The sequence below is a fragment of the Jannaschia sp. 2305UL9-9 genome (assembly GCF_041403465.1).
Lineage (GTDB): Bacteria > Pseudomonadota > Alphaproteobacteria > Rhodobacterales > Rhodobacteraceae > Jannaschia.
Genome location: NZ_JBGEHM010000002.1, coordinates 710,950 through 724,414, shown reverse-complemented (window position 1 = coordinate 724,414; position 13,465 = coordinate 710,950). Strand labels below are relative to the sequence as shown.

Sequence of the window (13,465 nt, the reverse complement as noted above, 5' to 3'; positions counted from 1 at the left end):
GGAGCGCAGCAGGATCACACCGACGGTGCGCAATAAACCCGCGAAGGCGAAGGCAGGGGCGAGGTGATCACGGTCTTTCCCGCGCCAGCGATTTATTGTTGACAAATATTGTCAGGTATTAGACGGCTCTTTGGGAACCGCTTCCGGAGATACCGATGACCCCCTCCCACCATCCTGTCCGAGTATCTGCGCGGCAAGGGGATGGTGAACTCCGCGCCGGGGCGGTCGGCGAGGCGGTCTGCGTGATCCGTTTCTTGGTTGCCCAGACCCGCATCTATCAGATCGCCTGCACCTGCGGCGCCACGCCTTAGGTGGTGCGCTCCCCGCTTGCAAAGGTGTGGCGGGGGACATGTCCACAGCCCTCAATCAGTCCGAACGGAGGCCACCATGCCCGAGCTTCTTACCGTCACTCACCGCCGCCACGTGACGCCGAACATGATCCGCGTGACCCTGTCGGGGATTGATCTGCCCCCGGCCACGGCGGGCGCCCACTGCAAGGTAATGCTGCCGGAACCGGGCGAGTCCCGCGGGGCCTTCGCCACGCGTCTGGGCGGCGAAGGCCCCGCGCCCGTCCGCCGCACCTACACCGTGCGCCATGCCCGGCCGGAAACCGGTGAGATCGACATCGATTTCGTCGATCACGGCGATACAGGACCGGCCTCCGCCTTCGCCCGGCGTGCCGCACCCGGCGACCCGATGGGCTTCGCCGGGCCGGGCGCGCCAAAGCTGGTTGATTTCGACGCCGCCTTCTACCTGATCGCCGCCGACATGAGCGCGCTGCCCGTCGCGGCCGCCGCGCTGGAGGCCCTGCCCCGCGACGCTTGCGGCCTTGCCTTTCTGGAGGTCACGACCGAGGGCGACCGCCAGGAGATCGACGCACCCGACGGCGTCGAAATCCGTTGGCTGATCCATCCCGACCCGCATGTGCCAAGCCCCGCGCAGGAGAATGCGATCCGCGCCATGGTGCCCCCCGCCCGGCCAATCCGGACGATGATCGCGGGTGAGACGGGAACCGTTCGCGCGCTGCGCCTGCTGACCCGCGGCGAGATGGGCGTGGACCGCAGAATGTCCTACGCTTCGGGCTATTGGCGGATCGGCATGGCCGAGGATGCGCACCAGCAGGTCAAGCGCGCCGAGAGCGAAGCCGACGAAGCCAAGCTGGCCGGGGCGGTTTAGAACGTCGGACGACATCCTCGGGTCAAGTTGTTCTGCAAACGTCCCGAGGGGGCGAAGCGCGACAGGGTCTTCGCGGGTCGGATTCGTCGTCCGGCGCATGATCCGGTACGAGAGACGTCGACATAGGCCCCGCCACCGCCTTCGACCTGCGCGCGTTCTGGCCGCCCGACAGGGCCAGCGCGCCCATATGGGCCGCGAACGAAGCCGCGAGTGCGAGCGTTCCGATCCGGGCGGTGCGGGATCATTTCAGGTCCCTTGGCGCCACTGTCGCGCGGTCAGGTCGCGCCCGACGTCCAGCTCATCGTCTCGAAGGCTTCCCTGAATGCAAAGCGCTTGAGGTGGTCGTCGACGATGTGCCGCGCGCGTGCGAGACCGTCCGCGTCGTCCGCCGTGACCGTCACGATCAGCGCGCCCGGCTCCGCCCGCAACGTCGCGGGACCGGTCGGCAGAGCAGCCTCGCCCGAAGTCTCGTCATGGCGGACCTCGACCTTGTGCGCGAAGTGCTTGCAGAGCTGCTGAAGGTAGCGAGAGGCGTTCGCGGTCTCGAACCGGCCAAGATCGGACAGGGGGGGTTGCATCTGCGGTGTCTCCGGTATTTGCATCACCCGAGTAACTGACCGAATCAGTCGGATTTGTCGAGGATACAAGAATGCGCTCCGCTTACTTCATCGCCGCAGCTCTGTTCGCGCTGCCCGCCGCCGCTCAGACCGTCGAGGTCGAGACCGCCACGGGGCCGGTCGCGGTCCCTGCAATGCCCGAGACCGTCGTCGCGCTCGACCTCGCGGCGATCGACACGCTCAACGCGCTCGGGATTGAGATCGACGGCGCGCCCGCGATCACGCCGCCCGCCTATCTGGCCCCGGCGCTCGACGGCGTGCCGACCGTCGGCAGCCTGTTCGAGCCCGACTTCGAGGCTATCGCGGCGATGCAGCCGGACCTCATCGTCGCGGGTGGCCGCTCGCAGAGCCAGGTCGAGCCCCTGTCGGAGATCGCGCCGACGATCGACATGACGATCTGGGGGGACGTCGTGGGCCAGGGACGGTCGCGGACAGGGGCTTACGGAGCGATTTTCGATCGCGCGGCCGAGGCCGAAACCCTCGTGGAAGAGCTTGACGAGGCCATCGCCGACACGCGCGCCGCAGCGGCAGAAGCGGGCGATGCCCTGATCCTTCTGACCAACGGCGGCAAGATCTCCGCCTATGGCGACGACAGCCGGTTCGGCTGGCTCCATACCACGCTGGGCCTGACGGAGGCTTATCCCGACTTGACCGCAGAGACCCATGGCGAGGCTGTCAGCTTCGAGTTCGTGGCCGAGGTCGACCCCGATTGGATCCTTGTCATCGACCGCGGCGCTGCCATCGGGCAGGAGGGCGAGGCCGCAGAGGCCACGCTCGACAACCCGCTGATCGCAGGGACAAAGGCGGGCCAGTCCGGACAGATCGTCTATCTCGACAGCGCCGCGCTCTACTTGTCCGGCGGTGGCATCCAGGCTCTCACCAAGGTGACCGACGACGTCGGCAGGGCGCTGGCCGGGGGCGACAGCTGAAGCGCCTTCTCGCCGCGTCTGTCCTGCTCGTGCTGGTCCTGACCAGCCTCGGGATCGGCGCGGCGCGCCTCGGCGGTGATCTCGATACGGGAATGTTGATCGCTGTCAGCCGCCTGCCCCGCACGCTCGCCGCCCTTCTCGCGGGGGCGGGGCTCGCGCTGGCGGGGGTGGTCGTGCAGCTCTCGGTGCAGAACCGTCTGGTCGAGCCGGGCCTTGTCGGAACGCCCGAGGCGGCGATGCTGGGGTTGCTCGGCGTGACGCTCGTGGCGCCCGGCGCGGCGCTATTGGTCAAGATGAGCGCGGCCTCGCTCGCGGCCTTGGTGGGAACGCTGCTGTTTCTTGCCCTTGCCTCGCGCGTGCCGCGCCGCGATCCGGTCCTGCTGCCACTGGTGGGCCTGATCTACGCGGGCATCCTCGGCGCCGTCGCGCTCTGGCTGGCTTGGCAGGCGGACCTGATGCAGTATCTCGGCGCCTGGACCGCGGGGGAGTTTTCGGGCGTGCTACGCGGCCGCTACGAACTGCTCTGGATCGTCGCGCCGGTCGCGCTCCTCCTCTACTTCGTCGCCGACCGCATCACGATGCTGGGGCTGGGCGAGGACGCGGCGCGCAGTCTGGGGCTCGACTACCGGCAGGTGCTGCTCGGCGGGCTGGTCCTGGTTGCCGTGATCACCGCCGCCGTCGTGACCACCGTGGGCGCAGTGCCTTTCGTGGGCCTCGTGGTGCCGAACATCGTCGCGCGCTGGCGCGGTGACGACCTGCGCCGGAACCTTCCGCTGATCGCATGGACCGGCGCCGCCACCGTGCTCGCCTGCGACATCCTGGGGCGCGTCGTCCGCTACCCTTACGAGATTCCGGCGGGCACGATCTTCGCCGTGCTCGGCTCCGGGCTGTTCCTCTGGCTACTGCATGCAGCACCCCGGACCGCCCGTGGCTGAGCGTCGGCTTGTCCTGATCGGGCTCGGCCTCGCCGGATTATCGGCGCTGTACCTCGCCTGGGGACTGCGTGCGCCCTACGGGTTCATTCTAGGCCTTCGCGCCGAGAAGCTCGCCGCGCTGATCGTGGTCGGCGCCGCGGCGGGGGCCGCGACGGTCCTGTTCCAGGCGGCTTCCGCCAACCGATTGCTGACCCCCGGCATCGTCGGCTTCGACGCGCTCTTCGCCTTCGTGCAGACCGCGCTGGTCCTGATCATGGGCGGCGCGGGTTACGCCACCCTGCCCGCGCTCGCTCAGTTCGGGGCCGAGGCGGCGATCCTCGCGGGCGCGGGCACCCTGCTGTTCGGGCTGCTTTTGCGGCGGGGCGCCGAGGACGTGCTGCGCATGATCCTGACCGGCGTGATCCTGGGCGTGCTTCTGCGCGGCCTCGCGGGCTTCGCCGCCCGCCTGCTGGAGCCATCTGAATACGCCGTCGTCCAACAGCTGAGTTTTGCGAGCTTCACCGGCATCGACGGCACCCAGCTCGCCATCGCCGCCACCTTGCTTGTCCTCGCGCTTATCGGCGCCCAGCGCCTTGCCCCGGCGCTCGACGTGGCGGGGCTGGGCCGGACCACCGCCCGCGCCGTCGGGCTGGAGCACACGCGCATCGTTCTGGCCGCTCTCCTGCTCGTGGCGCTGATGGTTGCCATCTCGACGGCGCTGGTCGGGCCGATCACCTTCCTCGGCCTGCTTGCGGCGAGCCTTGCCCATGCCTTGTTGGGCACCGGGCGCCACCGGTTGCTGCTCCCGGCCGCGTCCCTGCTGGGGGCGGGCGTGCTGGTCGCGGGGCAAACCCTGTTCGAGCGCGCATTCGGCCTGCAATCGACGCTCGCGGTCGTGGTCGAGTTGCTGGGCGGGCTGCTGTTCCTCGCCCTCGTATTGCGGAGAGAACGATGATCGAGATCCAGACGCTCGATATCCGCCGCGACGGCGCGGCGATCCTGGACGGCCTCGACCTGTCCCTGCCGCACGGCGGACTGACGGCGGTGATCGGCCCGAACGGGGCGGGGAAATCGACGCTGCTGCACGCGATGGCGGGGCTGCTCGTGCCGAATGCGGGGTCCGTGCGGATCGGGGGGCTGGAGATGGCACGCGCACCGGCACGCGAACGGGCCCGCACCGTCGCACTCCTGGCGCAGACAGAGGCCGTTACCGCCCGCCTCACCGTGGCCGAACTGGTCGCCTTCGGACGGTGGCCCCACCACGGCGGGCGCCCGCGCGCCGCCGACCGCGCGGCCGTGGCCGAAGCCTTGTCGCTGTTCGAGCTGGAACAGCTGTCGAACCGCCTCATCTCCACCCTGTCCGGCGGGCAGCGGAGCCGCGCCTTCACCGCGATGGTGCATGTCCAGGCAACGCCCTGGATGCTGCTCGACGAGCCGCTTGCCGCGCTCGACCCCCGCCACGCCCGCGACCTGATGGAGCGTCTCGCGGCCCTCTCGCGCCCGCCGGGCGACCGGAGCATCGTCGTGGTCCTTCACGATCTCGCGCAGGCCGCGCGCCACGCGGACCGTATTGTCGCGCTCAAGGACGGTCGCCTCGTCGCCGCCGGTCCTGCCGACGAGGTGCTGACGGACGCGACGCTCAGCGACCTGTTCGACACGCAACTGCGCGTCGTGACGGTGCTGGGCCGAAGGACGGTGATCGAGGCGTAGCCGCGGGACCCGTCGACGCGCCGGATGCTGTGGCACTTTCGACAATATCCGACTTTTTTAGTCAGATTCCGTTTTACCCTGGTCGACGCAGCGCGATAAGCGCTCACGATCCGCCAGGCAGCCATCAGCGACCCCAGCCATTCGACCACTCAACAAAGGCTGGCAAGACCATGCGCAAACTCTCTAGTTTCACCACCGCCACCGCGATCAGCGCGCTCATGACCGGCGCGGCCTTCGGGCAGGCGGCCGAGCCATTCGTGCTGGACACGATCTACCTGAATTCCGGCGGTCTGAACGACGTCGACCTCGGCAGCGAGGAGTTGGAGCGGACCAACGCCACCGACCTGCAGGACGTGTTCGCGACCGAGCCCACGATCTCGGTCGGAAGCTCGCTCCCGGTGTCGCAGAAGGTCTATGTGAACGGCGTCGAGGAAAACAACCTGAACGTCACCATCGACGGCGCGCGGCAGAACAACCGGATCTTCCACCACAGCGCCACCACCTATATCGATCCCGAACTGTTGAAGGCCGTGCGTATCGACCCGGGCGTGGCCCCGGCCGATGCGGGGCCCGGTGCCGTCGCGGGGGCCATCGCCTTCGAGACCAAGGACGTGGACGACCTGCTCGACCCCGGCCTGTCCTTCGGCGGCCTCGTCTCGACCGAGTATCAGACCGGGGGCGACGCCCTCGCCGCCAGCCTTGCGCTCTTCGGACGAAAGGACGGGTTCGAATACCTCATCTATACCAAGCGCGCAGATGGCGGCATCCGCCAGGATGGTGATGGCGTCGACATCACCGGCTCCTCGACCGACCTGCAGAGCGGGCTTGCCAAGATCGCCTACAATACCGAGCGGGGCGACCGGCTAGAACTGTCGTACGAGCGTGTCGAGGACGAAGCAGAGCGCCCCCTGCGCGCGGATTTCGCCGGATTGCGCGGCGGGACCGAGACGCGGACTTATGCGCTGGAGCGGGAGAACGTCGTGCTGACCTTTACCGGCGCCGGCGACGGTGCGATGTTCAACCCGACGGCCCAGATTGCCTTCAACTCCACCGATCTCTTCACCGCGCCGATGCCCGGGGCGACGGATGCCTATTCCGGCACGAGCAAAAGCCTGACCGGCAAGCTGGAGAACGACTTTCTGCTCGATGGCGGCACGATCACCGCGGGCATCGACTTCTATCGCGACACGACCGACATCACCGGCGAGACGACCGTGGCCTTCGCGGCCGAGGAGAAGGCCCGCAATGTCGGCGTCTACGCCCAAGGGCTGTTCGACCTGTCCGACAGGGCGCGGATCTCGGCGGGCGCCCGCTACGATTTCCAGGAATTCGAGGGCGTCGACGGCACGACCTACGACAATTCCGGCCTTTCGGTGAACCTCTCCGGCGATCTCGACGTCACCGAGGCCCTGACCCTGAGCGCAGGCGCCTCGCGCGTCTGGGGCGGCATCGCCCTGGCCGAGAGTTTCCTCTTCGACACCGCCTGGGTCTATCCTGACGAGATCGAGCCCGTGACCTCGCGCAATGTCTACGTCTCGGCGACGGCGACCTTGGGGAGCTTCGACTTCGGCGCCAAACTGTTCCGCACCGATATCGACAATGCGCGCACGCTCTACGACAGCACGACCGGGCTGTTCGGCGCCACGCCGGGCCAGACGACGGACCTCGAGACGAAAGGGTTCGAGATCAGCGGCGGCTACAGCTGGAACACGGGCTTCGCGCGGGTCGCTTATGCGAAGATCGACTCGGAGATCGATGGCTTGGAGGCGGACAGCTATGCCGGTCGCTACCTGACGACGCCGCTTGGCGACAACCTCGTCTTCGAGATCGTGAACACGTTCGAGCCGCTGAACCTGACGGTCGGCGCGAATGCCCAGGTGACCTTCGACAACGACCTCTTCTCCGGCGGGGCTCCCTCGGGCACGCAGGAAGGGTATCAGGTTCTGGATGTCTTCGCCGAATACCAGCCCGCAGGCATCGAGGGGCTGACGATCCGGGCACAGATCGACAACCTGTTCGATGAGACCTACACCCAGAGCGCCAGCTACGGACAGGAGTTCGGGGTCGTCACGCCGCTGAATGAGCCGGGTCGAAACTTCGGGCTGTTCGCGACCTATCGGTTCTGAGAGGAGCCATCGGGTCGAGCCGCAGAGCCTGCGGCTCGACCCTGCCCATTCGCGCGGCCAATGTCGGCACGACGGTTCCCGAATGCCGCCGAAGGCATCCCGGACCGGTCGGGCCATGACGCGCTCGACCTTTTCTGGTGTGATCGGATGCCCGACGCAACGAAGCGCGGGCCTGTGTTCAGCACCTGTCCAAGCATTTCGCGCCCAAGACGCCCTCGACCGCATCGAACACGTCTTCGACAGCCATCTGTCGACGTTCGCATTCCGCAAGAAGCTCCAGAAGCTCGAATGGCGGGAAGCCTGAGCGGTTTTTTCCTTGTCCGCACGCGCTTGACAAATCCGACTGATTCAGTCGACTAAACACACGGACCCGCCAAGCCAGATCGCCAGGCCGCCATCAACCTGACTTTCTTGCCGGAATCCGTTCATGCGTGACTACGTTCTTCTTTTATCCACGACAATCGCGGCGGCGGCCCCGCTGCATGCCCAGGAAGCCCCTGTCGAACTCGACGGGATCGTGCTCCGGATCGAGGAGGAAGCCGCCCAGAACCTGCTTGGCAACGCCCAGATCGACGAGGCCGAGCTGGAAGCGCGCAACCCTGCAACCATGGCCGACGTCTTCGCCGGTGAGGCGTCGGTGACGGCCTCGGGTGGTGCCGCGATCGCGCAACGCACCTTCGTCAACGGGATCGAGGAAAGCTTGTTGTCCGTCACGATCGACGGAGCGCGTCAGAACAAATCAGCCTTCCACCATACCGGCAACATCCTGCTCGACCCGGCGCTGCTGAAGCGGGTCGACATCGGCGAAGGCATCGCGCCGGCCGACGCGGGGCCAGGGGGGCTTGGCGGTTCGATCAGCTACACCACCAAGGATGCGCGCGACCTGTTGGCACAAGGTGACACCTTCGGTGGCCGCACCCAGATACGCGGCGGCGACAACGGCTCCGGTCTGCGTTTCTCACAAACGCTCTTCGGGCGTCAGGACAAGTTCGAATGGCTGCTGAGCGGCACCCGGCATTCCGGCAGCGACTACGATGGCGGAGACGGCGCGGCGGTTCCCGGCACCGAGCCGGAGCTGACCGACTACATCGCCAAGATGGCGTTCACCACCGACACGGGGCATCGCTTGTCCTTCTCGGCCTCCCGGACGGAGGATGACGGCCTGCGGGTTGCGAACCCCGGTCCAGCCGGCCTGTACTTTATCCGGCCAGGCTTCGAGAACACATTCGGGCGCGGGACGATCGTACCCGGTCCATTCCAACTGGAACGCGGGCTTTCGCGGCGGACGTCATACGCACTGACATACACCGATGAGCGCGGCGGCGTCTTCGCCCCGGAAGCGCAGTTGAGCTACAACGTCCAGGAGATCGACGTTCTGGGTGCCTTTGGCGAGAACACCAGCCTGTCGGGCTTCCTGAAGAACGACTTCCAGACCCAGGGCGGCACCGTGACGGCCGGTATCGACTTCTTCGACGACACGGCCGAAGGGGCGGGCCGCGGGCCGGGACCGTTCGGATCCTCGGGCAGCGAGTCGCTCTCCAATGTCGGGATCTTCGCGCAGGCCCGCCAGGATATCGGAGACCGTTTCTCGGTCTCCTACGGCGCTCGCTATGATTGGCAGGATTTCGAAGGGTCCGGCGGACATGAATTCAAAGATAGCGGCTTGAGCGTGAACGCAGCCATCGACGTGCGCTTGTCGGATACGCTCAGCCTCAATGCAGGACTGGCATCGACTTGGGGTGGCTACGAACTGGGCGAGGCGGCCATTATCGATTTCGGCACGGCATGGACCTATCCCGGCTTCAAGGCGTCCCGCGCGAATACCGGGCGCCTGGGTCTGCGATACGAAAGCGGGCCCTGGACGGCGGGCGGCGCGGTCTTCCGGACCGACATCGACGATCTTGCAGAGCGGACAGGCGTTCGCGAGCCATTGTACGACATAGAGGTGCGCGGCTACGAGCTGACGCTTGGCTACGATGCGGCATGGGGCTTCGCGCGCGCGAACTTCACGCGCGCGGACCTCGAAGAGAATGGCTCCACGATCGGGACGACTGCCTTCTATCGAGGACGTCCGACCGGCTCGATCCTCGCCTTGGAAGCGGCCTACGACGTCAATTCCGAGTGGACGCTCGGCGGCACGGCCGAGATCGCATTGGAGAACGACAGTGGCGGCCTCGAATTGCCAGCCTATGAGGTCTTCAACGTCTATGGAAGCTACAGACCAAAGATGCTGCCGGGCGTGGATGTGCGACTGGATGTGCAGAACCTCTTTGATGAGACCTACGTGGCCCGCAATTCGGATGCGGCCGACGGGGGGCTTGCGGTGCCGCTGAACAATCCCGGTCGTACCATCTCCCTGACCGCTTCGATCGACTTCTGACGGGTACTGCTTTGATGACCAGGTCCATTGCGATGCATCGCGTCAAGGCAGATGGGGCCCCGTTCCATTCCAGGGTGCAGCATCGCAATGCGTCCGCTCAAACAAATATATCAAAAGGATAGTCGACATGCATCTCGGACAGATCGTCTCGTTTCTGGTGCTTACGGCGTTGCCATTCACCGCCAGCGCGCAAGATGGGTCGGACGGTGGGACCGACCCGTCTCTCTCGATCAGCCTCGACAGCCTCACGCAGATCGAGGGCACCTGCCGCCTGACCTTCGTGGCGGAAAACGGGACGGGGTCGGATATCGGGCAGCTGGTGCTGGAAGCGGTGGCGTTTGGTTCTGACGGGGGCGTCGCGCGGCTGTCGCTGTTCGATTTCCGGGAGCTGCCGGCGGGCGTTCCACGGGTACGCCAGTTCGATCTGCCCCAGATGGCATGCGGGGATGTGGGCTCCATGCTCGTGAATGGGGTGCAGACCTGTGAAGGAACGGCGGATTGCGCTGACGCGCTGACGGTGTCGTCCCGCGCCGATATCGAGCTTTTGGGATAGGCCGATGGATGAGTTGATCGAACATCTGCAGCAGGGCCTTGCCACGATCCTCGACCTCGGCGGGCCGGTGGTCATGATCCTGCTGGGCCTGTCGGTGATCGTGCTGGCCGTGACGCTCTACAAACTCTGGCAACATGCCAGCGCGCGGGTGGGGCGGCACACCCGGGTCCGCGCGGCACTGGACGCTTGGGACCGGGGCGACCGGGCGGCGGCGCGGCGAGAGGTGGAGGCCAGCCGATCGCACCTCGCCCCCCTCGTGGCGGCGGCGATGCGCGACGGCACCGATCCCGAGCTGCGCCAGCGGCTGGAGACGGAGGCGGAGGCGAATCTCGCCAAGCTGGAGAGCGGGTTTCGCATCCTCGACTCGATCGCGCAGATCGCGCCCCTGCTGGGTCTGTTCGGCACGGTGCTGGGCATGATTTCCGCGTTCCAGGCACTGCAGCAAGCGGGCGCGGCGGTGGACCCGTCGATCCTGGCGGGCGGTATCTGGGTCGCACTGCTGACGACGGCTGCGGGCCTCGCGGTGGCAATGCCGACCTCGCTGATCCTTGCCTGGCTGGAGAGCCGCACTGTGCGGGAGCGGGACTTCGCCGCGCTGGCACTGGCGCGGGCGGCCGCGCCGGGCGGGCTGAACCGGGACGAGGGGACCGCCTCCGCGGCAGCGCTTCGCCCGGCGCATGCGTAGGCGGGGCTTCGTCCGCCGGGCGCTGACGCTGACGCCCTTGGTGGACGTGATTTTCCTCCTCCTGCTGTTCTTTATGCTGACGTCGACCTTCACGCGTTTCGGCGAGATCGAAGTCGCGGCCGCCGCCTCGGGTGCGGGTGGCGCGGCGGCAACCACGGACGTGGGCTTCCTGACGGTGGCGCAGGACGAACTGCGATTGGGGCCACAAGCCTTGACGCTGACGGATCTTCCGGTGGCGGTGGGCGAAGGTCGCTTGCTGGTCTCCTTGCGCGACGACGTCACCGCGCAGCGTCTCATCGACGTGCTGGCTGTGTTGCGGGCCGTGCCGGGCCTGAGCCTGACGGTGCTGCGGTGAGTGGCGCACGCGCCCCCCGGCGCAAGCCAGAGCCGGTGATTGCCCTGATCAACGTCGTCTTCCTGATGCTGATCTTCTTCCTCGTCGCGGGCACCGTCGCGCCGCCGATGGATCCCGACCTGACCTTGCCCACGGCCGCCGACCTGGAGGGCCGGGCACCGCCCGACGCGCTGGTGCTGCGCGCGGACGGGACGCTTCTCTTCCGGGGCGAGCCAGCGGAGCCCGTGTCCTGGATGGCAGCACAGCTGACGGACGACGTCGCGGATGCGCGGATCGTGCCCGACCGCGATGTCCCGGCCGCGCGCCTGATGGAGATCGCGCAGGACCTGCGCGCGGCGGGCGCGGAGCGCGTGCTGGTGGTGGCCGAACGGGGGCTGGAATGAGCGCACATCTTGTCCCGCGCTCGCTGCTGATCGGGGTTGTCGCGCTGGTGGTGTCGGGTGTCGTGCACCTGGGCGGCGTGGTGCTGGGCACGGAGCGCGAAACGGTCCAGATCAAGGGCGGATCGGGGAGTGGCATGCCGATGAACGGCACGGCCTTTGCCGACATGGTTGTAGGCATCGACGGGCCCGTCGAGGGCGACGCCGCCGATCCGGTTCCGGTCATCGAGACGAGCGAGACACCCGAGGTCGAGCCAGAGGTGCCGGTACAGCCGGATGCGTCACCCGCGGTGACGACCCCTACCGCGGATACGCCCGATACGGGCCGCGCCGAGGCGCCGGGCGCCGCGCTTGCGGAAACGGCCCCGACCGATGCGGCACCGCGACCTGAGGTGGCACGGGCGGAGGACGCGTCGACGGCGGACGCCGCCCCTTCCGTCGCGGACGTATCTGTCGCACCCACGCCCGAGGCCACCGCGCAGGCCTCCGCCTTGGCAGCCGATCCAGCGCCGACCGCGACTGCGCCCGAGATCGCGGCAGCAGTGCAGGCCTCTGCCGTATCGTCGGTCGCCGTGGCCACGGCACAATCCGCCGCCGCGGATACGCTTCAGCCCGTGGCCCGAGGGGCCACACCGCCGACGGTCGAACTGACATCACCCGTCACGCCACAGCCCGAGATCGTCGAACCGGTCTCGCCGCCATCCACCGTCGCCACGGCCCCTGTCACCGCAGACATCGTCGAACCGCTGCCGGAGGCGATGCAGGATGGCATCGTCGTCCGCTCCGCCCGGCCAACGACCCGGCCCCAATCGGTCGAGCGTCGCGCGGCGGAGGTGGAACGTACGCGCGAGGCCGAACGCGAACGCCAGACCCGCCAGGCCGCGCCCGCGCCCGAACGGGGCAACGCACAGACCAACCAGCGCGCAGGCAGCCAGCAACGCGGCACCGGCCAGACCCGTCAATCCGGCCAGGGCCGCGCCCAGCAGGCAGGCAACGCCGCCGTATCCAACTATCCGGGCGTGATCGCGTCCTGCGTCTCCCGCGCCGCTACCCGCGCCCGCGGCGGCCGGGGCAGTGTCAGAATCTCGTTCTCCGTGAACGGAAGCGGCCGCGTCGGCGGCGTCAGCGCCAGTGGCGATCCCGGCCTCGCACGTGCCGTGACCCGCGCCATCCAGGGCGCGCGATGCCCCCCACCGCCGCCAGGCGCCCGGACGAGCTTCACTCTGCCCGTGCGGCGCTAGCGAAGGATGACGAGACGTTTCGGAGAGTACGCCCGCGTGACGGCAGGGATCCGTTTTGACAGGGTCGATTCAGCCCACGTCATGCGACGACACCCGGTCAAAACGGGACTGTTGCTTCAACGGCGGCTCCCCAGGCCGCTTGTGGCTTTGCAGGTTCGGCATGCCGCGCAAATCGTCTTTCAAGGCCATCGCTTCTCTCTAGACATCACCCTTTGCGCGGTTCGCTGGTATCTGCGCTACGCCCTGTCCTCCCGAGGTGTCGTCAACATTCTAGCAGAGCGCGCTATCATGGTTGACCGATCGACCGTCCATCTCCGTAGCCGAAATGCGGTGCTGAATGGAACTGTCGCTCCGAAATCCGGGCACTGGCACCGGCGACCGTCATCACATAGCCAGCGG

General features: G+C 67.6%; 14 protein-coding genes. 13 read left to right on the top strand and 1 reads right to left on the bottom strand.

Going from position 1 to position 13,465, the window contains the following annotated elements; genetic code table 11:
* Positions 1-387: 387 nt before the first annotated feature.
* Positions 388-1,176: a siderophore-interacting protein gene (locus tag V6N07_RS11485; RefSeq protein WP_371156442.1), complete on the top strand. Its 789-nt coding sequence runs from the start codon at positions 388-390 to the stop codon at positions 1,174-1,176.
* Positions 1,177-1,451: 275 nt separating this feature from the next.
* On the opposite strand, the gene V6N07_RS11480 is transcribed toward V6N07_RS11485, so the two are convergent.
* On the bottom strand, positions 1,452-1,754 hold the full coding sequence (locus V6N07_RS11480; protein ID WP_371156441.1) for a DUF2218 domain-containing protein: 303 nt from the start codon (positions 1,752-1,754) through the stop codon (positions 1,452-1,454).
* Between the two features lie 71 nt (positions 1,755-1,825).
* Here V6N07_RS11480 and V6N07_RS11475 point away from each other — a divergent pair, with 71 nt between their 5' ends.
* The 12 genes from V6N07_RS11475 to V6N07_RS11420 all read left to right on the top strand — a co-directional run bounded on the left by V6N07_RS11475 (position 1,826) and on the right by V6N07_RS11420 (position 13,066).
* The gene (locus V6N07_RS11475; RefSeq protein ID WP_371156440.1) at positions 1,826-2,722 is read left to right on the top strand and encodes a siderophore ABC transporter substrate-binding protein; all 897 of its coding nucleotides are present in this window, start codon (positions 1,826-1,828) and stop codon (positions 2,720-2,722) included.
* A gap of 23 nt (positions 2,723-2,745) precedes the next feature.
* Positions 2,746-3,657 (top strand): ABC transporter permease, encoded by a 912-nt coding sequence (locus V6N07_RS11470; protein ID WP_371156813.1) that lies wholly within the window; start codon positions 2,746-2,748, stop codon positions 3,655-3,657.
* A complete protein-coding gene (locus tag V6N07_RS11465; RefSeq protein ID WP_371156439.1) occupies positions 3,650-4,591 on the top strand; it encodes an iron chelate uptake ABC transporter family permease subunit in 942 nt (313 codons plus the stop codon). The genes V6N07_RS11470 and V6N07_RS11465 overlap by 8 nt, the downstream gene beginning before the upstream one ends.
* Complete coding sequence (locus V6N07_RS11460; RefSeq protein ID WP_371156438.1) at positions 4,588-5,346, top strand: ATP-binding cassette domain-containing protein; 759 nt, start codon at positions 4,588-4,590, stop codon at positions 5,344-5,346. The genes V6N07_RS11465 and V6N07_RS11460 overlap by 4 nt, the downstream gene beginning before the upstream one ends.
* Positions 5,347-5,516: 170 nt before the next feature.
* The gene (locus tag V6N07_RS11455) at positions 5,517-7,472 is read left to right on the top strand and encodes a TonB-dependent receptor domain-containing protein (RefSeq protein ID WP_371156437.1); all 1,956 of its coding nucleotides are present in this window, start codon (positions 5,517-5,519) and stop codon (positions 7,470-7,472) included.
* 115 nt (positions 7,473-7,587) lie between these two features.
* Positions 7,588-7,776 (top strand): hypothetical protein, encoded by a 189-nt coding sequence (locus V6N07_RS11450; protein ID WP_371156436.1) that lies wholly within the window; start codon positions 7,588-7,590, stop codon positions 7,774-7,776.
* 123 nt (positions 7,777-7,899) lie between these two features.
* Positions 7,900-9,852 carry a TonB-dependent receptor domain-containing protein gene (locus tag V6N07_RS11445; protein WP_371156435.1) on the top strand — a complete coding sequence of 651 codons (1,953 nt, stop codon included), beginning with the start codon at positions 7,900-7,902 and terminating at the stop codon, positions 9,850-9,852.
* A gap of 127 nt (positions 9,853-9,979) precedes the next feature.
* On the top strand, positions 9,980-10,405 hold the full coding sequence (locus V6N07_RS11440; protein ID WP_371156434.1) for a hypothetical protein: 426 nt from the start codon (positions 9,980-9,982) through the stop codon (positions 10,403-10,405).
* 4 nt (positions 10,406-10,409) lie between these two features.
* A complete protein-coding gene (locus V6N07_RS11435; RefSeq protein WP_371156433.1) occupies positions 10,410-11,090 on the top strand; it encodes a MotA/TolQ/ExbB proton channel family protein in 681 nt (226 codons plus the stop codon).
* Positions 11,083-11,445: a biopolymer transporter ExbD gene (locus V6N07_RS11430; protein ID WP_371156432.1), complete on the top strand. Its 363-nt coding sequence runs from the start codon at positions 11,083-11,085 to the stop codon at positions 11,443-11,445. The genes V6N07_RS11435 and V6N07_RS11430 overlap by 8 nt, the downstream gene beginning before the upstream one ends.
* A 65-nt stretch (positions 11,446-11,510) precedes the next feature.
* Positions 11,511-11,828, top strand: a complete 318-nt coding sequence (locus tag V6N07_RS11425) for an ExbD/TolR family protein (protein WP_371156812.1) — start codon at positions 11,511-11,513, stop codon at positions 11,826-11,828.
* Positions 11,825-13,066 carry a TonB family protein gene (locus tag V6N07_RS11420; RefSeq protein WP_371156431.1) on the top strand — a complete coding sequence of 414 codons (1,242 nt, stop codon included), beginning with the start codon at positions 11,825-11,827 and terminating at the stop codon, positions 13,064-13,066. Before V6N07_RS11425 ends, V6N07_RS11420 begins: the two co-directional genes overlap by 4 nt.
* Positions 13,067-13,465 lie beyond the last annotated feature (399 nt).

Coding starts and splice junctions, on each gene's coding strand:
- V6N07_RS11485 (WP_371156442.1), top strand. CDS start 388: ATGCCCGAGCTTCTTACCGTCACTCACCGCCGCCACGTGACGCCGAAC.
- V6N07_RS11480 (WP_371156441.1), bottom strand. CDS start 1,754: ATGCAACCCCCCCTGTCCGATCTTGGCCGGTTCGAGACCGCGAACGCC.
- V6N07_RS11475 (WP_371156440.1), top strand. CDS start 1,826: ATGCGCTCCGCTTACTTCATCGCCGCAGCTCTGTTCGCGCTGCCCGCC.
- V6N07_RS11460 (WP_371156438.1), top strand. CDS start 4,588: ATGATCGAGATCCAGACGCTCGATATCCGCCGCGACGGCGCGGCGATC.
- V6N07_RS11455 (WP_371156437.1), top strand. CDS start 5,517: ATGCGCAAACTCTCTAGTTTCACCACCGCCACCGCGATCAGCGCGCTC.
- V6N07_RS11450 (WP_371156436.1), top strand. CDS start 7,588: ATGACGCGCTCGACCTTTTCTGGTGTGATCGGATGCCCGACGCAACGA.
- V6N07_RS11445 (WP_371156435.1), top strand. CDS start 7,900: ATGCGTGACTACGTTCTTCTTTTATCCACGACAATCGCGGCGGCGGCC.
- V6N07_RS11440 (WP_371156434.1), top strand. CDS start 9,980: ATGCATCTCGGACAGATCGTCTCGTTTCTGGTGCTTACGGCGTTGCCA.
- V6N07_RS11435 (WP_371156433.1), top strand. CDS start 10,410: ATGGATGAGTTGATCGAACATCTGCAGCAGGGCCTTGCCACGATCCTC.
- V6N07_RS11430 (WP_371156432.1), top strand. CDS start 11,083: ATGCGTAGGCGGGGCTTCGTCCGCCGGGCGCTGACGCTGACGCCCTTG.
- V6N07_RS11425 (WP_371156812.1), top strand. CDS start 11,511: ATGCTGATCTTCTTCCTCGTCGCGGGCACCGTCGCGCCGCCGATGGAT.
- V6N07_RS11420 (WP_371156431.1), top strand. CDS start 11,825: ATGAGCGCACATCTTGTCCCGCGCTCGCTGCTGATCGGGGTTGTCGCG.